The sequence below is a fragment of the Hymenobacter sp. genome (assembly GCF_035709525.1).
Classification (GTDB): domain Bacteria; phylum Bacteroidota; class Bacteroidia; order Cytophagales; family Hymenobacteraceae; genus Hymenobacter.
The window spans coordinates 1-22,269 of record NZ_DASTEP010000015.1 but is presented as its reverse complement, the minus strand read 5'-3'; the positions used below and the strand labels follow the sequence as shown (position 1 = coordinate 22,269).

Sequence of the window (22,269 nt, the reverse complement as noted above, 5' to 3'; positions counted from 1 at the left end):
GTTTCCAGGAGCTTTACATATCCAAAAAAGCCGTGAGCGGCGAGCTCGCCACTGCCTCGGCGTGCGCCACGGGCGCGGCCAGCCGCGCCTCGTAGGCCAGCCGCCCGGCCTCCACGGCCATTTTAAAAGCGGTAGCCATCGCCACCGGCTGCCCGGCCACCGCGATGGCCGTGTTCACCAACACCGCATCGGCGCCTAGCTCCAGGGCGGCTGCGGCGTGCGAGGGCGCACCCAGGCCAGCATCCACTACTACCGGCACCTTGCTCTGGCCAATTATTATCTCCAAAAACTCCTTGGTTAGCAAGCCTTTATTGGAGCCGATGGGCGCACCGAGCGGCATCACGGCGGCCACGCCCACTTCTTCGAGGCGCTTGCACAGCACCGGGTCGGCGTGGATGTAGGGCAGCACCACAAAGCCCATCTTTACCAATTCCTCAGCCGCTTTAAGGGTCTCGACGGGGTCGGGCAGCAGGTACTTGGGGTCAGGGTGAATTTCGAGCTTGAGCCAATTGGTTTCCAGCGCCTCGCGGGCCAGCTGCGCGGCAAAAACGGCCTCCCGGGCCGTGCGCACGCCCGAGGTGTTGGGCAGCAAACTGAACTGCGAATGGCCAAGGTGGCGCAAAATATCGTCGTCGGCGTCGGCCACGTCCACGCGCTTCAACGCCACCGTCACCAGCTCCGAGCCGGAGGCCAGCAGCGCTTCCTCCATCAGACCCGACGAGCTGAATTTGCCCGTGCCCGTAAACAGCCGCGACGCGAACGTGCGGCCAGCAATCACTAAAGGCTGCGTTTTCATAGGCTAACTACTGCTTGATTTTCAGCTAATTCATTCACAAAAAGCCGGCCCGCTGCCGTGGGGTCGGCAGCCCCGCCGATGGCTCCCGCCACGGCCACGCCGTGCAGGCCGGCGGCGCGCAGCGCCGCCACGTCGGCCAGCCCGATGCCGCCGATTCCGATAACAGGCGTCGTGAAACCCGCCGCCCGGCATTGCCGCAAAATCTCAGCGTAGCCGGCCAGCCCCAGAATCGGGCTCAGCTTTTCCTTGGTAGCGGTGAAGCGAAACGGCCCCAGCCCGATATAATTGACGCCGGCCACCACTAGCTTTTCGATGTCGGCAAAGGTGTTGGCCGTGCCGCCGATGATGAAGCCCGGCCCCAGCAGCACCCGCGCCTCGGCGGGCGGCATGTCCTGCTGGCCCAGGTGCACGCCGCTGGCCCCGATTTCTAGCGCCAGCGCGGGGTTGTCGTTGACGATGAACGTAGCGTCGTGGTGGCGGCACACGGCCTGCACGTCGCGGGCGCGCTGCCGCCATTCGGCGGCGGGCAGGTTTTTGACCCGCAGCTGCACCCAGCGCACGCCGCCCCGGCAAGCCAGCTCGGCCGCCTGGGCGCTGGTCGTGATGTAGTGTAATTTATTAATTAGCATGCGATTGATTTCCGGAGTGGTAGCCCAGCAGCGTATCGCTACTGGCCAGAAAAGTGGCCGTGTACGCCTTGCCGGCGCGGCAGGCGTCGGGCAGGGCATCGCCCAGCGCCAGCCGCGCCGTGATGGCGGCCGAGAGCACGCAGCCACTGCCGTGCTTCTCGCCGTGCGGCAGGCGCGACGCGCTGAGCGCGTGCCGCTCGCCGCCCAGTAGCAGCAGGTCGGTGGCCTCGGGGCCGGTGGCGTGGCCGCCTTTCAGCAGCACCGGGCACCAGGCGGCGAGGGCCTCGGCGGCGGCTTCGGGGCGGGCGGCGGGTAGCAGGCGCAGGGCCTCGGGCTGGTTGGGCGTGATGAGCGCCAGCTCGCGGCAGATAACTTGCAGCAGGCCGGCATCGGGCCGGGCGTGGAATTCGTAGCCGGCCGTGGCCTTCAGCACCGGGTCCCAGACGATTTGCACGGCTGGGTTCCGGGCTTTCAGCCAACTGATTAGCTCTAGCAGAATGGGTAGGCTTTCGATTAAGCCAATCTTGACAAAATCAACCTGAAACCGCGCCAGCAGCAGCCGCGCCTGGTCCTGAATGTCGGCCAGCGGCACCCAGCTCACGCGCTCAAAGGTTACGTCGTTTTGCACCGTGAGGGCGGTGCAGGCGGCCAGACCGTACACGCCGCTGGCTTCCAAGGTTTTCACGTCGGCCAACACGCCGGCCCCGGCGCTGGGGTCGAAGCCAGCGATGGTGAGGGCGTAGGGGCGGGAAGTGGGCATAAGTCAGCAAATCGTTGTCATGCTGAGCGCAGCGCAGCGGAGTCGAAGCATCTCTGCCGGTGAACTAACTTCTACACCTAGCAACGAAGCGGTAGATATGCTTCGACTTCGCTGCGCTGCGCTCAGCATGACAGATGGTTACAGATAAATCTCGCTGCCCTTTTCGGCAAACTCGCGCGACTTCTCGCGTAAGCCTTCGGCCAGCACTTGCGCGGCCGTTTTTTCCTGGGTAGCGGCGTAGTCACGCACCTCCTGGGTGATTTTCATCGAGCAGAAATGCGGGCCGCACATCGAGCAGAAGTGCGCCACCTTGGCGCCCTCGGCGGGCAGGGTTTCGTCGTGGTACTCGCGGGCGGTGTCGGGGTCGAGCGAGAGGTTGAACTGGTCTTCCCAACGGAACTCGAAGCGAGCTTTGCTCAAGGCGTTGTCGCGGTGCTGCGCGCCGGGGTGGCCCTTGGCGAGGTCGGCGGCGTGGGCGGCTATTTTGTAGGCGATTACGCCGTCCTTCACGTCCTGCTTGTTGGGCAGGCCGAGGTGTTCCTTGGGCGTCACGTAGCAGAGCATGGCGGTGCCAAACCAGCCTATCATGGCCGCGCCGATGGCCGACGTGATGTGGTCGTAGCCGGGCGCAATGTCCGTCGTGAGCGGCCCGAGGGTGTAGAACGGCGCCTCGTGGCACTCGCGCAACTGCTTGTCCATGTTGGCTTTGATGAGGTGCATGGGCACGTGGCCGGGGCCTTCTATCATCACCTGCACGTCGTGCGCCCAGGCTATTTTGGTAAGCTCGCCCAGCGTTTCGAGCTCGGCAAATTGCGCCTCGTCGTTGGCATCGGCGATGGAGCCGGGGCGCAGGCCGTCGCCCAGCGAGAAGGCCACGTCGTAGGCCTTCATGATTTCGCAAATCTCCTCGAAGTGCGTGTAGAGGAAGTTCTCCTGATGATGCGCCAGGCACCACTTGGCCATAATGGAGCCGCCGCGCGACACGATGCCCGTCACGCGCTTGGCCGTCATCGGCACGTAGTGCAGCCGCACGCCGGCGTGGATGGTGAAGTAGTCCACGCCCTGCTCGGCCTGCTCGATGAGCGTATCGCGGAACAGCTCCCAGGTCAGGTCTTCGGCCTTGCCATTCACCTTTTCCAGGGCCTGGTAAATGGGCACCGTGCCCACCGGCACCGGGCAGTTGCGGATAATCCACTCGCGGGTTTCGTGGATGTTCTTGCCCGTGCTGAGGTCCATGAGCGTATCGCCGCCCCAGCGGCAGCTCCACACGGCCTTATCTACTTCTTCCTCAATAGATGACGTGACAGCCGAGTTGCCGATGTTGGTATTGATTTTCACCAGGAAATTGCGCCCGATAATCATCGGCTCGCTTTCCGGATGGTTGATGTTGCACGGAATTACGGCCCGCCCGGCCGCCACTTCCTGGCGCACAAACTCGGCCGTGATGTGGCCCTCGGGCGTGTTGGCCCCGAAGCTGTGGCCCCGGTGCTGCGTGCGCAGTGGGTCATCGGCGGGCAGCTCGTCGAAGCGCTGGTTTTCGCGGATGGCGATGTACTCCATCTCGGGCGTGATGATACCCTGCTTGGCGTAGTGCAGCTGGCTCACGTTGGCCCCGGCTTTGGCCCGCAGCGGGGCCGCAATGTGCTCGAAGCGCAAGTGGTTTAGGCTATTATCGGCGGCGCGCTGCTGGCCGTAGCTCGACGAGGTGCCGGGCAGCTGCTCCACGTCGCCGCGCTCCCGAATCCAGCTTTCACGCAGGCGCGGCAAGCCTTTTTTGAGGTCGATGTTTACGTTCGGGTCGGTGTAGGGGCCGCTGGTGTCGTACACCGTCACGGGCGCGTTTTGCTCGGAGGGGAAGCCGAAATCAAACTTACGCTCGGTGTCGGCCAGCGCGATTTCGCGCATCGCCACCCGGATGTGCGGGTGCAGCTTGCCGGGCACGTAAATCTTGCGCGAGCCCGTCAGGGGCTGGCGCTCCACCAGCGTCTGCTGGGGGGCTTGGTCACGTTTTTTCATGTGTTAAGCTGTTAGCTACTGGCTATTAGCCGTTAGCTTTTTGACTGAAAGGAAAGCTTATTGGGGAGGCGCAGCTTGTGTGCTGCTAGTAGCCAAAGAGCTAACAGCCAGCAGCTATCAGCCAATAGCCAAAAAAAACCTACCCGCCCTGCGTAGCGCGGATGAGCAGAATGCGGTCGTGGGGCTGCACGGCGTGGGTGGGCCACTCGGCGCGGGGCACTACCTGGTCGTTGACGGCCACGGCGAGGCCGCGCGTCTGGGCCTGGCCCAGGGCGGCGAGCAGCTCGGCCAGGGGCTGGTTTTCGGTGGCCTCGTGGGTGGTATTGTTTACGTAGCAGACCATGCAACTAGCAGTAGTTGGGACAAGGAAAGGCCGTAAGCAATAGGTGGTGCCGGCCACGGCGTGCCCCACAAGGCAGCCGCAGAGCGGACCAGTACTTTTCCCTTCGCCAGCATTACCTGGTTCAGGTTCGGAGGGTATCGTCTCAGCCTTGCCGTAGCAAAGCACCCCTAAAGTTTACGGGGCGAAGGTAGGCTAAAAGTTGGGTTGTGCAACCAGCTCGGCGGTAAATTATCGCAACGAACTACCCCGAACAAAAACGGACAGGCGGCTAAAAGCCACCTGCCCGTTTGTATACCATGCATCACCCGCAGCGAGTGTAGAGACGCAATATTTTGCGTCTGGCGTCAGGATACGTCGCGCAACAACGTAAGACGCAAAATATTGCGTCTCTACCCCCGTTCAACGAGCTATAAGCACCGCGCTATTACTCCTTTCCGACTGCCTTCGGCGTAGCCGCGCCATCGCCCGAAAAATCGAAATACAGCGTGATTTCCTTCGCATACGACGGGTCTTTGCCGTAGTCGTAGTACATGTTGGTTTTGCCCATGGGGCCCATGTTTTCGGCTTTCTGCGACTTCGTGCCGATGGGCGTGATGCCGTGCATGAACGAGAGGTTGCCGCTGGGGAAGGCCGGGGCCGTGTTGTAGGGCTTGGCGGCGAAGCGGGGCGTGAAGAGGCGCAGGTACACGTCTTCCTGGTCGCAGACGATGGTGAGGGGCTGGCCGGTAGTTTGGAGCGTGAGCCAGTAAAAGTTGGAATAGTAGCCCTTGAACTCGGGGTAGAGCGGGCTCTTGGTGCCGTCGGGCTCGCCGGTGCTGGTGTTGTTGTAGGCCTTGGTCCACACGCCTAGGTTGGTGCCTTTCAGGCGGTCTTTCCAGACGCGGTAGGGACCGTCGCCGCGCCACTGGATGCCGCGCACTTCCTTTTCGGGGTAGTTGAAGCTGAGGCCAGCCAGGGCAAAATCGTAGTCTTTGGGGAAGTACTTGGCGCTCATGCGCACCCAACCCGAGGGGTACACCGTCCATTGCAGCGACTGGTAGCGGCTGGCCCTGCTAAACTTCGCTTCGATGACCACGTTGGCCCCATCTTGGTGCTGGCTAAGGCCTTCGAAGGCGGTTTCCCCCTCGGCCAGCACGGGGCCGTGGGTGAGCGGGATGAGGCCCTTGGCATTGCGCACCTGGCGCAGCAGGCCGGTTTTGCGGCTGAAGGTGAGCGTGACGCCGTGGGCGCTGGCGGTGTAGAGCGAATCGGTTTCGGTGATAGTGGCCGCGCCGGGGCCGGTGGTGATAGCCAGCCGCTGGGCCACCTGCGCGGGGCGGACAATGGGCCAGCTCCAGGTGTAGATTTCGCGGCCACTGGGGTCGGTGGCAGTCACGTAGAGCACGTCGGCCTGCTGCCAGTCGGCGGGCAAGCTCAGCTTGAGCGGGCCAAACTCGGTGGGCGCGATGCTAGGCGCGGCGATGGTACCGGTGCGCGGGGCGGGTGCGGCGCTGCTGCCGGGCGTGGGCAGTTGGGCCAGCTTCCAAGTGAATTTGCAGGCGCTTAGGTTGGTGTAGAGGTAGCGGTTTTGGATGCGAAAGGTGCCGTCGAAGGCGGGCGTAATTTCGCGGCGCTCGAAGAAGACGGGGCTCCACACTTCTTTGATGGTGAAGTAGCTGCCCTCCTTCTCGCGGTACGGGCCTACGATGCCATCGGGGCCGTGGTCGCCGTCGGTGTCGAGGATACCGCCCTTGTCGGTGCGCACCACGGCGGCGTCGGAGAAGTCCCAGAGGAAGCCGCCGGCCGAGAGGGGCTCGCGCCACATTTGCTCCCAGTAGTCTTCGAGTCCCGCGCCGTGGCCGCCGTCGTAGAGGCCGTGCAGAAACTCGGTGGGAAACACGATGTTGTGGCCGTGCAGATGGGTACCGTTGCCGTAGTCGTAGTTGATGTAGTGCTGGGTATCGGTGCCGCGGAACACCTGCCAGGCGTGCACCACCGGGCGCTTTTGCAGGTCCAGGCGGTCGAGCACGGGGTCGAGGTCGAAGTTGTGGCCGCCCTCGTTGCCGTTTATCCAGCCGATGATGCTGGGGTGGGCTTCGTCCTTCACCACCATTTCTTCGGTGAGCTTGGTGCCGGTGGGCGTGTTGTAGGCGGCGTGCCAGCCGGCCACTTCATCAAACACAAACAGACCTAGGGAGTCGCAAGCGGCCAGGAAGTGGTCGTCGGGCGGGTAGTGCGACATGCGCACGGCGTTCATGTTCATGTCCTTCATCAGGTTCACGTCGACGATGCTCAATGCCTTGCTGGTAGCCCGGCCCGAGCTGGGCCAGAACGAGTGCCGGCACACACCCTTAAACTTGACCTTCACGCCGTTGACGTAGTAGCCCTCGCGCTCGCGCAGCTCCACGGTGCGGAAACCGAAGGCCTGGCTAAACGTGTGCACGGTCTGGCCGCCTTTGCGCAAAGTCAGGGCTAGGCGGTAGCGGTTCGGCGTTTCGGGCGTCCAGAGCTGGGGGTTGGCAACGGTGGTTTGGAGCTGCGCGGGGCTGCCCGCCGCCACGGCGGCCCGGAACTCCCCTCCTACTTTTTGCCCACCTAGGGTATAAAGCTGGCCCACTACTTCATCGGCCGCGCCGCCCGTGTACACGTTGGCTTTGAACGAGCCATCGGACCGCGCATCCAGCGCCACCCGGCTGATGTGGCTCACTGGCAGCGCCTCCAGAAACACCGGCCGGAAGATGCCGCCGAAAACCCAGAAGTCGCCGCGCCGCTCGGCGTCGTTCACCGATTCGTTGGCCGAGTGCTTGGCCACGGTGGCTTCGAGCAGGTTGGTTTTGCCGTATTTCAGCAGCTTCGAGATGTCGTACTTGAAGCGGTAGTACGAGCCTTGGTGCATAGGGCCAGCAGGCTGGCCGTTGATTTTCACTTCGGTATCACTCATCGCGCCATCGAACACGATGTTCACGACCTTGCCCTGCCAGCTGGCCGGCACCTTAAACTGGTACTTGTAGAGGCCCTTTTCCTTGCCGCGCGCGGTGTCTTTGTCGTGCCCGTAGTTGTATTTGCCGAAGCCTTGCAGCTCCCAGTTGCTGGGCACCGGGATGGTGGTCCACTTGCCCGAGTTGCGGCCGGCGGTGCAGTAGAACTGCCACTTCACGGTTTTGTCGTTGCCCGTGCCAGACAAGAATTGGGTTTCGGTGCGCTGCGCGTGAGCCGTGAAGCAGAGCAGCAAAGACAGTAGCGCGGTGAGCTTGGCAACAGCGGCCATACCAGGTATCCGAACAGACATAAGATGAATCAAAAAACGTCTGTCATGCTGAGCCTGCGAAGCATCGCTACCGCTTCCGCCAACGGTACGGCAGCGATGTTTCGCAGGCTCAGCATGACAGCTGTAGCTTACTATTTTTTCAGTTGGAACCCACTGCTTTCGTGGCCGCAGCCGGCGCCGACGTCTTCAGCGACTTCAGGTAAAACACCGCCAGCGGCTCACTTCCGCCTGCGTCCTTCAAGTCGTAGGCTTGGTCGGCGGGCGTATCAGGCGTGGGGAAGTGGCGGGCCGGGCCGGTGCGCAGCATCACCCGCTCGAAGGCGGCCACCGGGGCGAAGAAGATGAAAGTGCTGGTTTTGCCGTTGGCCGCGATGGTGCAGGTGCGGTTAGGGGCGTCCAGGGTCACTTTCAGGTCCAGCGGCTGGCCAGCCTGGTACTTGGTCACGCCTTTGAAGCGGGCGCCGGCCTTGTAGCTGAGCGTGCCGGTAGAGTCGAAGCTGAGCTGCACGGCGGGCTGGCCTTTGGCATCCTGAAATTCAATTTGCAGCAGGCCGTGGTCGTTCTGGCCGGGCACTACCGACAGCTCAGCTACCAGCTGTTTGCTTTCGGGGATGATACGCTCGGCCTTGGCGTAGTCGAACTTATCGGAGTCTTTCAGGACTAAGCCCTTGCTTCCATCCGGCAGCTTGCCGATTTCAACGGGCGCTTGCACCAGACTGTAGGTGTTCCACTGGTCCAGCTCCTGGCCGGCGGGCAGCTGGGCGAAAACCTCGTTGGCGTGGCTGGCGGCCGTGGCGCGCACGGGCACAGGCACCGAGGCCACCCACAGGTCTTCCTTGTTCACGCTGTAGCTCACCCACAGCTTTTTATCGGGCGGCAGGCCGTCGCCCTCCTGAATGCCGCGCACGTACTGCGGGCCGTAGCTCTTGTAGTTGCCGCCGTAGCGCATGGGCGTAATTTCGCCGTGTACCAGCCAGAGGTCAGTGTAGTCGAGGCCGTTTTCGCTGGTCGAAATGGCCAGCGGCCAGCGGAATTCGGAGGGGTTGTACACCGTGGCACAGCGGCCGTCGGAGGTGCGCTGGCCCCAGATTTTGGCGTTGCTGTTCACGAAGTGCGGCGCCCGGATAACCGGGTTGGGCCAGGTTTTGCCGCCGTCGGGGCTGATGGTGGTGAGGGCGTGCTTCCAGAGGCCCACCACGCGCTGGCCGTCGGGCAAGTGGTAGTAGCTGAAGGCCTTGTAATCCTTCTTTATAGGAATGAGCGGGTCGTCCTTATCCTGCTCCTCCACCATCTGCTGCATCATCAGCGAATTGGCCAGGATTTCCTCGCAGGCGGCCACAAAGCCTTTGTCCTTGCTGGTGGTGTAGAAGGGATAGGCCGATTTCGACTTATCCCAGGTTTTGTTGTTCCGCAGGAAGTAGATGGGGCCGAATTTGCCGCCCGGCAGCACCTCGCGCACTACCCGGCCGATGCCCTGCCCGTCGTTGGGGTCGTCTTTGGCGTCGAGGGCCACACCGTAGTACCCTAGGGTCAGCAGGCGGTTTTTCTTGGAGGTGTAGAAGCCGATGCGCTGGTGCATCACGGCCACCAGGTTCTTGGCCACCTTGCCGGGCTGGTCGGGCTTGGTAAAGCCGTCGGGCACCTGGTAGGGCGGGAAGATAACCGTAGGGTTGCTCCAGGTGTAGCCGTCCTTGCTGGTCAGCAGCAGGGTGCGGCCGGGCGGCACGTGCTCGCCCACGGGGTTGCTGAGGTACTGGTAGTAGAACTGCCCCTGCCAATAGGCCAGCATGGGCGCGTGGTTGTAGGTCCAGCCCTCGCCGTTGGCGGCGCTGGGGTGCTCGCGGTTGGCGCGCAGCACCTGCCGGGCGTGCGTGCCGATGGCCGGCCGCAGCTGCCCGTGGTGGTAGTCCACGTTGCTGAGCGTAGTGCCGGTGTAGCGGATGGTTTCGGCAGTTTGGGCGTGGGCGGTGAGCGTTGCGAGCGCCAGCAGGCAGGTGAACCTCACCCCCCAACCCCCTCTCCAAAAAAGAGGGGGAGCCGACCGCAGAATGACGTTGATAGGCGTCCGGCTCCCCCTCTTTTTTGGAGAGGGGGCCGGGGGGTGAGGTGCGCCGGCTAGGTGCAAATACTTACTCATAACTAACGGCTTGAAATGGTAACAGCCGCCGTATCCACCGCCGCTGCTTGTAGTTTTTTCAGCACCCGGCGCGGCACCGTGATAATGGTACCGTGCTTGTGCCCCACCGGCACGCTGGTTTGCGCCGACACGTCGGTGAACGTCTGAAAATCACTGGTTTTCATGGCGCCGTACTTGTGCTCTTTGTAGGCATCGTAATACACCAGCCATTCGCCGCGCGGCAGCTTGGCCACGCTTGGGCCTTCGGTGAAGTTGGCCGTAAAGGGCTTTGACACCTGCGGGAAAGGACCTAGGGCGGTCGGACCAAAGGCTACTTTAATATCGCGCTCGGGGCGGGTGTTGTCCTTCACTACCAGCACGTAGTCGTTGGCTCCACGCCGCAGCACCTCCGAGTCGATGGCACTAAAACCAGGGTCTAGGTAGAGCTTGGCCGGCGTGAAGGACTGAAAATCCTTTGTCATGGTGTAGTACAGGCGGTGGTTGTTATCCTCGTCTTCCTGCCCTTTTGGGAAGCGAAACGGGATGGTGCTGGCCCACACAATCAGGTATTGCTGCGCGTCTTTATCGTAGAAAATCTCGGGCGCCCACACGTTCATAGTGGTTGGCTCGTGGCTCATCACATCGATAAAGCGTTGCGCCGACCAGTGCACTAGGTCCTTGGAGCTAGCGTAGCCGAAGCCCTTGTCGCCCTTCCAGCCGCAGGTCCAGACCAGGTGATAGGTGCCATCTGGGCCCTGCGTGAGGCTGGGGTCGCGCATCAGCTTGGCCGGGCCGACTTGCGGCTTCAAAAACGTGCGCCCTAGGTCCTGCCACTTGTAGCCATCGTAGCTATAAAGCAGGCGCAGCCCCGCCGTGGCCGGCTCGCGGAACGACGTGAACAGGTAGGCGTCTTTCGCGCAGGAACTCAGCAACCCAGTACTGAGCAGAGGTAGCAAAAAGCGTTTAATAGGAATTGCTAGCATCAATAAATTCGGTCATGCTGAATAAAATCAGGTCATGCTGAGCGCAGCGAAGCATCTCTACCGCTTCGTTGAAAGGCGTAGCAGAGAAGCGGTAGAGATGCTTCGCTGCGCTCAGCATGACGGTTACACCCCATCCAGCACCAGCACCCAGTCGTTGCCGTCCTTCGGTTCGCCGGGCGGGTTGAACTCCCGCGTGCCCTTATTGGCAAACGTGCCGATAGCCGTGGTTTTGCCATCGCGCGGGCTGTACCAGGCAGCCTTCACTTTTGAGCCCGCAATCTTGCCTAGGTTCACCGACATATTTCGCCCATTGAAGGTGTAGAGGAAGGCGTACTTCTTGCCTCGCGTGGCCAGCAGGCGGTTATACTTCTCCCCCACCGCGCCCGCAATCAGCGACTGGTCGGGCACCCGCTCGAAGTAGGGCCGCGACAGCATCAGCTGCTTTAAGTACTGCATCTGCCCCGAGCCGGGCGCGTGGATGGCCGACGACCACAACTCACTAGAGCCGTAGGCGCTACCCTTGTCAAACGAGCTGTGCATCTGCATCACCGAGTTCTGCCCGTAGGTGTAGCCGAAGGCGCCCGCAAATACCGACCAGTAGCCGTAGCGGCGCACGTCGGCGTCGGTCCAGCGGGGCTGGGTGATGTCGTGCAAGCCCTGCGGAATGCCCTCGTAGGACGGCTCACCGTCGAGGCTGGGCTTGGCGGGTTTCAGGGCGTAGTCGGCCTGCTGGTATTTCCAGTTGTCGGGGCCGTAGTGTTTCTTTTCCTTGCGCGAGGTGTCCTGCTCGTAGCGCTGGTGGCCCGACTGGTACATGTTGAAATCCAGCCAACTGGCCTGGTGAAACCAGTCCGACGACTGCGTGCGGCCCCTAGGGTGGTAGGTTTCGAGGTGGCCCGGGTCTACCGCTTTCAGCGTCGCCCCGATGGTATTCCACACCTTCAACGAGTCGGAGCCCGCAATATCACCGCCGTTGAGCCAGATGATATTCGGCCGGTTTTTATACCGCTCGGCCAGGAAGGTAGCGTAGGTTTTGGCTTGCGCCTGATTCACCTTGCCGTTCTTCACATTGGTGCCCCACACCGGCACCAGGCCCATGTACAGCCCCTTTTTGGCCGCCAGGTCCACCACGTAGTCTACGTGGTCCCAGAAATCGTACTGCGCGGCATCGGTGGGCGAGCTGCCGGGCGTGGTAAGGGGGCACGCCACGTTGGCGTGCACCAGGGCCGAGTCGCCGTACACGTTCACGCTGGGCACTTGGTGCAGCACCATCACCTGTATCACGTTGAAGCCTTTTTGGCGGCGGTCTTCGAGGTAGGTTTCGGCTTCCTCGCGCTTGAGCTTGTTAAACAACAGCCAGCCCGTATCGCCCAGCCAGAAAAACGGCTGGCCGCTGCCCGTCATCAGGTAGCGGCCGCCGGGGGCTACTTTGAGCGGGCCGGTGGGGGCCTGCGGGGCGCTGGCGGCCAGCCCGAGTAGCAAAAAGGAGCAGAGTGCGGTGCGTTTAATCATGTTGGGAGAATGTTGCGCAGACTTTGCAGTCCGCGTCCGTGAGCGGGCAGCCAGCACGCGGACTACAAAGTCCGCGCAACTGCTACGATTTAGCCTTGCTTGCCGCGGGCCGCACCGCTTCCAGCGGCACCACGCTGTTCAAATACTCTTCAATATTGGCGTAGCCGTCCTTGTCGCGGTCGAGCAGGGCGTCGGCGGCGTTTTTGGGGTTGAGGCCGTGGGCGGTTTCCCACTTGTCGGGCATGCCGTCGTTGTCGGCGTCGGCGTAGGGCGTGCCCTTATACACGGGGTAGCCGCCCACCTGCGCGGGGTCGGTGATGATGCCCTGCTTGTAGGAATCGGCAGGCAGGCGGCGCTTGATGTAGGGGCTGGGCGCGGCGGGCTGGGCGTTTTTGGCGTAGGTGATTTTACCCGTCCGCACGTCTTGCACGATGCGGGCATCCACGGCGTCGCGCCTAGGTAGGGTGCAGCCCACGTTGGCCAGCACGTACTGGTAGGCCTCCTGGGCGGGCAGCACGGTACCCATGTTGGGCAGGGTGAAGGGCTTATCGGCGCGCACGTCGGCCACGACTTTGGCGGCGTCGGGCACGCCTTCTACCTGCACGCCGCCGGCCCAGTTGTCCTGGGTCACTTTGTCGTTGCCCGCCACTACGTTGCCGGCCACGTAGGCTTTGCCAAACAGGTTTTTCGCGTCCTTGTCGCGGCCCGACTCGGGCTTGAGGATGCGGTAGCTGATGGGCTCGCCGGCCGGCGTGATGGGGCCGGGCTTGTAGTAGTTGTTCACGAAGTTGTACTCCGAGTGGTTGTCGCCGCCGTCGGCCGAGCGGTTCCACCAGTTGAACACCACGTTGTTGGCGAAGTTGAAGTCGCCGTACATGCCCACCGAGGGGTTACGGGCAATGTTATTTGCCCACAGGTTGCGGGTAAACAGGCTGTTCAGCCCCCCAATGGTGCTGCCGAAGGCGTGGTTATACGTATCCAATCCCTCCGAAAAAATGGAGTTCTGAATGGTCACGTTCACCGTCGGCAGCTTGTCGGCTTTGCCGGTTTCGGGGTTGTGGTACACGTGCCGGTAGATGGACATGTTTTCATCCAGGCCCCAGCTCGCCGATACGTGGTCGATGATGATGTTGCCCACCGGGTTGCCCCCTAGGCCATCGTCGCGGCGGGCCACGTCGGTGGCCCCGCGCCGAAAGCGCAGGTAGCGCACCACCACGTCGTGGGTGTTTATCCAAATCGACTCGCCGGCCACGCACACGCCGTCGCCGGGCGCGGTTTGGCCCGCGATGGTGACGTAGGGCGCGCGGATGATAATCGGGCTTTGCAGCCGGATAATGCCCGCCACGTTGAACACGATAATGCGTGCCCCGCCCTGCTCCAGCGCCTCGCGCAAGGTGCCGGGGCCACTGTCGGCCAGGCTGCGTACTACATACACCTTACCGCCCTGCCCGCCAAATACGTAGGCCCCGCCGCCCTCCGCACCCGGAAACGCTAGGCGCGTGGACTGCGGCAAATCACTGGGCTTGGCGGCCCAGGGCACGTAGGGCTTGCCGGCCTTCGCCTCCTTCTCAATGATGGGCAGCGCCTTGGCCCAGGCTTCGTCCGAGCGCTTTTCGGCCTCGGCCAGGGCGGCATCGGCCTTGGCCTGCACTTCCGGCGGAATCTTGGGGTACTGGGCGCGGGCGACGGGGGCGGCGCAGGCCGAGGCGAACAAGAGGGAAAGTAGGGCGCGGCGCTTATTCATCTAACATTTTGATTTTAATTGTCATGCAGAGCGCAGCGAAGCATCTCGCGTGCTGACGTCTGCAAACTTCCTTGATTACTGCGCCACGCGAGATGCTTCGCTGCGCTCAGCATGACGGACGCGAGCCAATGGCTATAGATTATGCTAATACCCCGGGTTCTGCTGAAAATCAGCCTTGTTCGTCACCGCGTCCAGGTCGCTCTGCGGGATGGGCCGCCGGTCGTGGAAGGTCTGGATGTAGGGGGCCGCGTCGGGGTTGTTGGCTTTCACGCGGTCTACGAGGCGGCCGGTGCGTTTGAGGTCAAACCAGCGCACCTGCTCGCCGGCCAGCTCGCGGGCGCGCTCATCCAGAATGAAATCGAGCGTGACCTGGCCGGCCGTGATTTGCATGGCGGCGGTGCGGCCGGGCAGGGCGGCGCGGCTGCGCACGCGGTTGATGTAGAGCGCGGCCGAATCGAGCTTATTCAGGCGAAACTGCGCCTCGGCCGCAATCAGGTAGATGTCGCCCAGGCGCAGCAAATTGGCGTCGCGGGCGCTCTCGGTTACGGTCGCCGTGGCCCGCGTGGGGTCATCGAACTTGCGCAGCGAGGGGTAGTGAAAGCGGTCGATGGGCACACCGGCGCTGTTGTAAATGTCGCCGAGGTCATACACGCGGTAGCGGTAGCGGCGGGTATACAGCTTGTTGAAGGTCGGAATAACCTGCTTGGCCGTCAGCACCGCCGTATCGCCCAGCGTAAACTTGGGCTGATTCAGCAAGCCCGCCAACCCGGTGGGATTTTGGGCGATTTCGGCGGCGCTCCAGCGCGGAATGGTGGCGGCATTATTAGCCAGCCAGGCTTGCTTGAATGAGCCCAGGTAGCGGGCGTCGTTTTGCTCGTTATACAAATTCAGCAGGAAGCGCGTGGGCATGTAGCGCACGTTGGCAAAGCCGTTGGCCACGTCGCGCTGCATGCCGGGCAGCGTGCCGTAGTCCATCAAAAACAGCGTGTGGCCCAGGTTACTACCTGCATTAAAGGTGAGCGTGGGCGAGTAGTTCACGGCCCACAGCACCTCCGAATTGCGCTGCTTGGTAATATCCCACAAATCAGCGTAGTTGGTTACCAGCGCCACGCCGTTGCCGGCGTACTGCGTGGTGACGCGCCGGGCCAGGTTGGCGGCGCGCTGGTACTGCCCGCGGGTGAGGTAAGCCTTGGCGGCGAAGGCCTCGGCGGCGGGCCGCGTAATGCGGCCGTAGTCGGTGGTAGTCGTCGGCAGGTTGGCCAGGGCGAAGGTCAAATCCTGAAAAATCTGGTCGTAGACCTGCGCCACGGGGGCGCGGGTGGCCGTCGTCACCACGCCTTCGGTGGGCTCCAGGCGCAGAGGCACGTCGCCGAAGCTTTCGGCCAGGTGGTAGTAGTACCAGGCGCGCATAAAGCGCAGCTCGGCCTCCACTACCGGGCGGCGGGCCGGCGTGAGGCCGGCCGTATTCACGTATTTCAGGGCCTGGTTGGCCAGGTTAATGGCCGCGTAGCAGGGCTGCCAGAGCTGCGCCTTCACCCAGATATTGTCCGAAATAAGCCCCTGATAATTGGTGAGCGCGGGCTGCGGGGCCGCGCCGCTCACCACCGTGCTGCCGTTGTTGGCGGCGGCGGTCCAGATGTCGGTGCCCAGCTCCAGCAGGGCGTAGCCGGCCTCCTTGCCATAGAGGTTACGGTTGTAGGTGTACATGCCGGTCACAGCCGTTTCGATGCCCTCGGGCGTCGTAAACACGGCCTCGGCGGTGGCCCCGCTGGGGTTGTATTCTTCGAGCTGGTCTTTGCAGGCGGCGGCCGAAAGGGCCAGCAAACCCAGGGCCAGGGGGCGGAAAAGGAAGGACGATTTCATGTGTAGGGTAAGCTTTAGCTTGCCAGTTAATACTTATAGTCAGGTTTTATAGTAGGCGTTTGGCAAGCTAAAGCTTACCCTACATCCTTTAAAACCCAACGTTCACCCCCACCACGAACACCCGGTTCAGCGGCCGGTCGATGACGCCTTCGCCCTCGGGGTCGAAGTCCTTCAGATTGCTCAGCGTGTAGAGGTTTTTGCCCGACACGTAGAGGCGGGCGTTATCGATACCGATTTTGCCGGTCAGGGTCTTGGGCAGGGTGTAGCCCAGCGTGATGTTGCGGATTTTGGCCCATGAGGCCTGGCGCTCGGTGAGGGTGGTCACGTAGTTGAGCGTGCGGGTGGCGTTGGGGCGCGGGTAGTCGTTGGTGGGGTTTTCGGGCGTCCAGTAGTCCACGATGGCGCTGTTGCTGCTGCCGCTGCGCACAAATTTGGCGTAGTAGTCCGAGCTTATCCACTGGCCTACGCGGGCCACCAGCAGCACGTTGAGGTCGAAGCCTTTGTAGCGAAAATCGTTGCTGAAGCCGCCCGTCCACTTGGGCACCCGCGAGCCGATGATGGTGCGGTCGGCGGGCGTGATTTTGCCGTCGGGCGTACCGTCCGGCCCCGAAATATCGGCCACCTTGATGTCGCCCGGAATGGCCCCGAACTTGGCGGCCTCAGTCTCCTCGCCCAGCTGCCAGATGCCGATTTTCTGGTAGTCGTAGTAAATCTGCGAAGGTTGGCCCTGGATGAGCGAGTTGCGGTAGTCGTCGGGAATGACATTGCCGTTGGGCAGTTCCTCGATGCTTTCGCGGTTGGCGGCAAAGGTCACGGTGCTTGACCAGGTGAAGGCCCGGCCGCGCAGGTTTTGGGTGGTCAAGGCCACTTCGAGGCCCCGGTTGCGGGTGCGGCCCACGTTGCGGTTCACGCTGGTTACGCCCGTAAACAGCGGCAGCCCCAGCGGGAAAATCAGGTTGTTGGTACGGGCGTCGTAGTAGTCAATCGAGCCAGTGATGCGGTTGTCGAGAAACCCGAAGTCCAAACCCAGGTCGAACGTATTGGTCAGTTCCCACTTCAGCTCGTTGTTGCCAATAGTGGGCGAAATGACGTAAGCTGGCGCGGCCGTGCTTTCATTATAAGAAAACTGCACCAGCGTCAGCGAGCTCTGCGTGGCGTAGGCGTTGATGACGTCGTTGCCCGAGATGCCGTAGCTGCCGCGCAGCTTGAGCTCTGTCACGGCCTTTACGTTTTTCATAAAGTTCTCGTCGATGATGCGCCAGCCCAGGCCCACCGAGGGAAAAAAAGCCCACTTGTTGTTTTGGCCAAGCTTGGAGGAGCCATCAGAGCGGCCGGTTGCGGTGAGCAGGTACTTGCCCTTCCAGCTGTAATTGATGCGCCCCGTGAAGGAAATCAGCTTGTTTTCGGCCAAGCCGCTGCCATAAAACGGGTTCTGGTTAGCGGCCGTGAGGTTGTAAAACGACTGGGAAGGCAGCACCTGGTTGGCCCCGCCGATGTAGCTCGACGTGTTGTTGAACGACAAGTAGCTGGCTACGCCCGTAGCCGTAAACGACTGCTCGCCAATGTCCTTCTTATAGGTCAGCACGTTTTCCCAGCTCAGGTTGCGGTACTGGTTGTTGGTGATGCTGGCCTGCGAGTTAGCCCCGCGCCCATCAATAGTGTTGCGGCCGTAAAAGCTGCCCGCCTCCGAAGTGCCGAAGTTGGCCCCGAAGGTCGAGCGCAAGCTCAGGCCCGCGAGCGGCGTGATTTCAACGTAGCCCGCCGCCGTAATACGGTTCGATTTGGTGTTGCGCTGGTAGGCGCCGGGCTGCTCGTCGGCCAGGGGGTTCACGATGGTGCCGCCCAGCGGAAACAACACGAGGTTGCCGTCGGCATCGTAGGGCGAGCCCAGCGGCAGCGACTGCGAGGCCAGGTTGAGCGGGTCGCGCCGGATGTCGTTGTTGACGTAGGCCAGCTGCGCGTTGGCCCCCACTTTCAGCCACTTCTTTACTACCTGGTCGATGTTCAGGCGCGTGGTGTAGCGCCGGAAGTGGTCGAGGTTCAGCAGGCCTTTCTCATCGAAGTAGCCGGCCGAAAAGTAGATTTTGGTATTGTCGCCCCCACCCGAAATACCGACCTGGTGGTTTTGCTGGAAGCCGGTGTTCAGCAGTTGGTCGGGCCAATTGATATATTGCTCATTATTAATAGCATCAAGCTGCGCGGCGGTGAAAATTTTGCTATCATCGGCCGGGCTGTTCCAGGTGCCCACCGCCCGGAAGGCCTCGCGCCGAAACGCCACGTACTGCGGCCCGCTCATAAACTGCCCGTAGCCCGCCACCTTCGTGAGGCCGGCGTAGGAGTTGAGCGTGAGGCGCGCTTTGCCGTTGCTGCCGCGCTTGGTGGTGATGATAATCACGCCATTGGCCCCGCGCGAGCCGTAGATGGACGTAGACGAGGCATCTTTCAGCACCTCAATACTTTCTACGTCGTTGGGGTCGATGTCAGAAGCGTTCACGCCCTGCACGCCATCCACGATGTAAAGCACGTTGTTGGAGCTGCTGGGGTTGGCAATCGAGCGGTTGCCCCGGATGCGGATGGACGCGCCCTGCCCCGCGTAGCCGTTGGCCCGCGAAATGTCGGCCCCCGGTATCTTGCCCTGGAGCGACTCCACGACCGTCGTCACGGGCAGCTTGGTAGTTTCCTCGCCCTTCACCGAGGTTACGGCCCCAGTCAGGTCGCGCTTGCGCACCGTGCCGTAGCCAATGACTACCACGTCGTTGAGCTCGGCCGCTTCGGGCGAGAGCTTCACTTCGATGATGGTTTGGTCGGGCTTCACTACCACCTCCTGGGCCTTGTAGCCCAGGAACGACAGCACCAGCGTCACGTCTTGCTTGTCGCGCACTTGCAGCTTGAACTGGCCCTCGGCGTCGGTGGCGGTGCCGTTGGTAGTGCCTTTGATGAGCACCGTCGCGCCGGGTATGGCCTCCGACTTATCGGCGCTCACGACCCGGCCGGTAATGTCGCGCGTCTGGGCCTGGGCTACGCTCACGCACAGGGCACTCGCTGCCAGCAGCGGGAGAAATGGCTTCATAGAGTGAGGATTATAGAAACGGGAAAAGGAAAAGAAGGATGGGTGTAGTGTATTCTCCAGACGCGGGAACCTCACCCCCCGGCCCCCTCTCCAAAAAAGAGGGGGAGCCGAACGAGTTGAGAGTTCTGAGTTAGGAGTTTTGAGTTGAACGAACGGCTAACTTTTAACTCAACACTCAAAACTCTTAACTCAAGTCCGGCTCCCCCTCTTTTTTGGAGAGGGGGCCGGGGGGTGAGGTGCCCGCGTTATTAAGCCAAAAGCGCGGCCGCCAGCTCCGCCTTTTGCGACTGCGCTTCCTCGGCGGCCAGCCCTTTCACGTCGCCGCAGAAATGCACTTCCACGCCCAGTTCGGCCAAGGCGGCGGCCTTGATGCGGCAGGCCTGGTGGGCCTTGGCGGCGTAGGGCGCGTACACTACCTGGATGTGGTTGGCCTTGTGGCGAGCCATAAGCTGGTCGCGGCTCACGCCGCAGAGCACGGCGTGCATGATGGGCCACTCGGGGGTGGTTTCCTGCCAGCGGCGCTGGGTTTCGGCGGCGGGCAGGGCTACTACCTCGCCCACGCCCAGGTCGCAATGCAGCTTGTTGTCAAGCACGTACACGCGGCTCCACACCAGGCAGCCCGGCCGACTGATACCGCGCAGCGTGCCGCCGCCCAGGCGGAAATACATCGGCGTCTGCCGCTCGCTGCTGGCCCCCGCGTAGCCGTCGATGAAATGCGCGGGCGGCGCGGCCCCCGAAATTAGGAATACCCACACGAATTCCTCTCCGTCACCGGTGTCAAACGACTCCCCCCAGCGAATGTCGTGCAGCGTGGTTTCGCCGCTCATGCCCAGCTCGTTCCAGAGGCGGTAGGTGAGCAGCGCGTCGAGGCCGGCGCATTCGTCTACCTCGTTGAAGTGGGGCAGCGCCTGGCCGGCGTAGAGCTCCGCGCCAGAGGTCGAAAAAACGGGCGGGCGCTCCGTGTTATTCAGCAGGCCCTCGACCAGGTCGCTGGCCGGCACCAGGTCCTTGAGGCCCTGCTGGTACTGGATGCCGATGGTGTCGCAGCCAAAATCGGCGGCCAGGCGCACGGCAGCCACGTACATTTTGCACTGCGTCAGGGTCTGGGCCTTGGTGAGCTGGGTGGCCTCGTCGGTGCCCCAGTTGAATTTCATACCCTTGGCCAAGAGCCAGTCGAGCACAGCCTGCGCGTCGGCGTCGCTCACCTCGCGCATGGCGGCGTAGAGCGTAGCTTGGCTCAGGCGCTCCTTGAACACGCCCGTGGCGTGCAGCAGCTCGTCGGGGATGATGGCGTTGTACATGCCCATGCAGCCTTCGTCAAACACGCCCATGATGGCTTTTTGCTGCCGAAAGCGCTGGCCGAAGGCGCGGCCCGTTTGCTCGTCGGCAGCCGGCAAGTGGCTGTCGGCCAAGGCCTGCACGTGGCTGTCGTCCTGCGTTATCGTTCCCTCCTTCAACCACTGGCGCAGGCCATTTTCAAAGAAGGCATCCGTAAAATCCTCGCTCCACAGCGTGCTGTAGGTCACGCCGGCCTTGGTAAGGCAGCCGTTCAAGTTTAGCATCCCTACCAGGCCGGGCCACTGCCCGCTCCAGTTGGCCACCGTCAGGATGGGGCCCTGGTGGGTGGTGAGGCCGGCCAGCACGTGGTGCGAGTATTGCCACACGCTTTCGGCCACGATGAGCGGCTGCTGCGGGTCGATACCCCGAAACGTCTCAATACCTAGCCGCTGCGAGTCCAGGAAGCCGTGCTCTTTGGCAGGGTCGTAGGGATGGGCGCGGCGCACCGAGTAGCCCTGCTTGGCGAGGGCGGCGGTGAGCTGGGTTTCCATCGCGTGCTGGGCGGGCCAACACTTCTGGTTGGCGGCCAGGCGGAGGTCGCCGCTGGCCAAGAGGAGAACTTCTTTGTAGGGGTGTGCCACGGGTAAAGGCGGGGTAGGAATTCAAAGCAAATATTGCCCACGCCCCCAGCGGCTAGCTCCCGCTTATTAGCTACTTAGTATAGGATGTTAGCATGGCGGCTGTTGCGGCCCAGCTTACCAGTATGTATATTTGGTGAAGAAGTAATTGCTGATTTACTTTGCCACAGTGCTACTTTTCAGTAGCAGGCCACCTAAAACCGGCAAGCAGTAGACTACAGGAGAGTTATCGCAACTATGAATGGGACATTAGTAATCACTTACTGACCCGTGAGCAGTAGCACAAGCCCCAGGCATCGGCCGTCCTACCCAGGATAAGATGCTAGAATACCGTCGCTAATCCTACCTCTATTCCCACCCTCCTCCTTCCCATGAAAGCCCAGTTCCACAAGGTTCCGGTCAATATCCAGAGCTCGTTCAGCATTCGCCACGACCGCAAGCCCAACTTCGGCACCACTTGGCACTACCACCCCGAGTTGGAGCTGCACTATGTTATTCAGGGCGAAGGAGTTCGATTGGTGGGTGATAATATCAGCAACTTCTCCGACGGTGAGATTATCCTGCTCGGGGCCAACCTGCCCCACACCTGGCGCTGCAACGAGGAGTATTTCCAAGGCAACGCTGACCGGCAGGTGGAGGCCATCGTCATTCAGTTTTTGCCCGAGTGCCTGGGCCGCTACCTGCTGGGCTTGCCCGAAGCCTACCTCATTCCCAAGCTGTTCGAAAAAGCCAAGAGCGGGCTGCTCATTTCAGGCGATGCCAAGGCGCGCCTGGAGCCGCTGATGCGCGCCGCCGTGCAAGCCACCGACCTCGACCGCATTATTATCTTCTTATCTATTCTGAAAATCCTGTCGGAAACGTCGGAAATTCAAACCATCGCCACCGAGCACCACGCCTTCAAACAATCGAATGAGTCGGACGTGCAGCGCATCAACAAGGTGTGCAACTACACGCTTTCCAACTACAAAAAGGAAATTACGCTGGAAGAAGTTGCCTCGATTAGCAATCTCAGTGTCACGTCGTTCTGCCGCTACTTCAAGCTGATTACCAAGAAAACGTACTACGATTTCCTGCTTGAAATCCGCATCAGCCAGGCCTGTCGCCTACTCATCGAGGACAAGCTGCTGACGGAGGTAATCTGCTTCGAGTGCGGATTTAATAACGTGTCGAATTTCTACCGCCACTTCAAGAAAATCACGAAAGTGACGCCCCTGGAGTACAAGCGCAAGTACCTGCACAGCTACCGCGAAGCGGTGGCGGCGTAGGTACCCCAC

14 protein-coding genes and 1 riboswitch are annotated in these 22,269 nt (G+C 62.0%); of the genes, 1 reads left to right on the top strand and 13 read right to left on the bottom strand.

From position 1 onward, the window contains the following. Positions 1-13: 13 nt before the first annotated feature. The 13 genes from VFO93_RS01205 to VFO93_RS01145 form a co-directional block, all read right to left on the bottom strand. Positions 14-796, bottom strand: coding sequence for a thiazole synthase (locus tag VFO93_RS01205; RefSeq protein WP_325132477.1), 783 nt, complete (start codon positions 794-796; stop codon positions 14-16). Beyond that, positions 793-1,425: a thiamine phosphate synthase gene (locus tag VFO93_RS01200; RefSeq protein WP_325132476.1), complete on the bottom strand. Its 633-nt coding sequence runs from the start codon at positions 1,423-1,425 to the stop codon at positions 793-795. The genes VFO93_RS01205 and VFO93_RS01200 overlap by 4 nt, the downstream gene beginning before the upstream one ends. Next, entirely contained in the window at positions 1,415-2,185 is a 771-nt protein-coding gene (locus tag VFO93_RS01195; RefSeq protein WP_325132475.1) for a hydroxymethylpyrimidine/phosphomethylpyrimidine kinase, read from the bottom strand. The genes VFO93_RS01200 and VFO93_RS01195 overlap by 11 nt, the downstream gene beginning before the upstream one ends. 138 nt (positions 2,186-2,323) lie before the next feature. Continuing rightward, entirely contained in the window at positions 2,324-4,201 is a 1,878-nt protein-coding gene (gene thiC, locus VFO93_RS01190; RefSeq protein ID WP_325132474.1) for a phosphomethylpyrimidine synthase ThiC, read from the bottom strand. Between the two features lie 139 nt (positions 4,202-4,340). Next, entirely contained in the window at positions 4,341-4,544 is a 204-nt protein-coding gene (gene thiS / locus VFO93_RS01185; RefSeq protein ID WP_325132473.1) for a sulfur carrier protein ThiS, read from the bottom strand. Between the two features lie 81 nt (positions 4,545-4,625). Further along, positions 4,626-4,723, bottom strand: a riboswitch (TPP riboswitch). Positions 4,724-4,968: 245 nt separating this feature from the next. Then, on the bottom strand, positions 4,969-7,812 hold the full coding sequence (locus VFO93_RS01180) for a glycoside hydrolase family 2 protein (RefSeq protein ID WP_325132472.1): 2,844 nt from the start codon (positions 7,810-7,812) through the stop codon (positions 4,969-4,971). Positions 7,813-7,930: 118 nt separating this feature from the next. Continuing rightward, positions 7,931-9,796, bottom strand: a complete 1,866-nt coding sequence (locus VFO93_RS01175) for a six-hairpin glycosidase (protein WP_325132471.1) — start codon at positions 9,794-9,796, stop codon at positions 7,931-7,933. 134 nt (positions 9,797-9,930) lie between these two features. Further along, entirely contained in the window at positions 9,931-10,863 is a 933-nt protein-coding gene (locus VFO93_RS01170; RefSeq protein ID WP_325132470.1) for a glycoside hydrolase family 43 protein, read from the bottom strand. Between the two features lie 150 nt (positions 10,864-11,013). Continuing rightward, positions 11,014-12,402: a glycoside hydrolase family 140 protein gene (locus VFO93_RS01165; protein ID WP_325132469.1), complete on the bottom strand. Its 1,389-nt coding sequence runs from the start codon at positions 12,400-12,402 to the stop codon at positions 11,014-11,016. 82 nt (positions 12,403-12,484) lie between these two features. Beyond that, positions 12,485-14,116 carry a polysaccharide lyase gene (locus VFO93_RS01160; protein WP_325132468.1) on the bottom strand — a complete coding sequence of 544 codons (1,632 nt, stop codon included), beginning with the start codon at positions 14,114-14,116 and terminating at the stop codon, positions 12,485-12,487. 174 nt (positions 14,117-14,290) lie between these two features. Next, positions 14,291-16,009, bottom strand: a complete 1,719-nt coding sequence (locus VFO93_RS01155) for a RagB/SusD family nutrient uptake outer membrane protein (RefSeq protein WP_325132467.1) — start codon at positions 16,007-16,009, stop codon at positions 14,291-14,293. 88 nt (positions 16,010-16,097) lie between these two features. Continuing rightward, positions 16,098-19,079 carry a TonB-dependent receptor gene (locus VFO93_RS01150; protein ID WP_325132466.1) on the bottom strand — a complete coding sequence of 994 codons (2,982 nt, stop codon included), beginning with the start codon at positions 19,077-19,079 and terminating at the stop codon, positions 16,098-16,100. A 248-nt stretch (positions 19,080-19,327) separates the two neighbouring features. Next, complete coding sequence (locus tag VFO93_RS01145) at positions 19,328-20,998, bottom strand: fucose isomerase (RefSeq protein ID WP_325132465.1); 1,671 nt, start codon at positions 20,996-20,998, stop codon at positions 19,328-19,330. Between the two features lie 368 nt (positions 20,999-21,366). Between VFO93_RS01145 and VFO93_RS01140 the strand changes: the two genes are divergently transcribed. Further along, positions 21,367-22,260 (top strand): AraC family transcriptional regulator, encoded by an 894-nt coding sequence (locus tag VFO93_RS01140; protein ID WP_325132464.1) that lies wholly within the window; start codon positions 21,367-21,369, stop codon positions 22,258-22,260. The last annotated feature ends 9 nt before the right edge of the window (positions 22,261-22,269 follow it).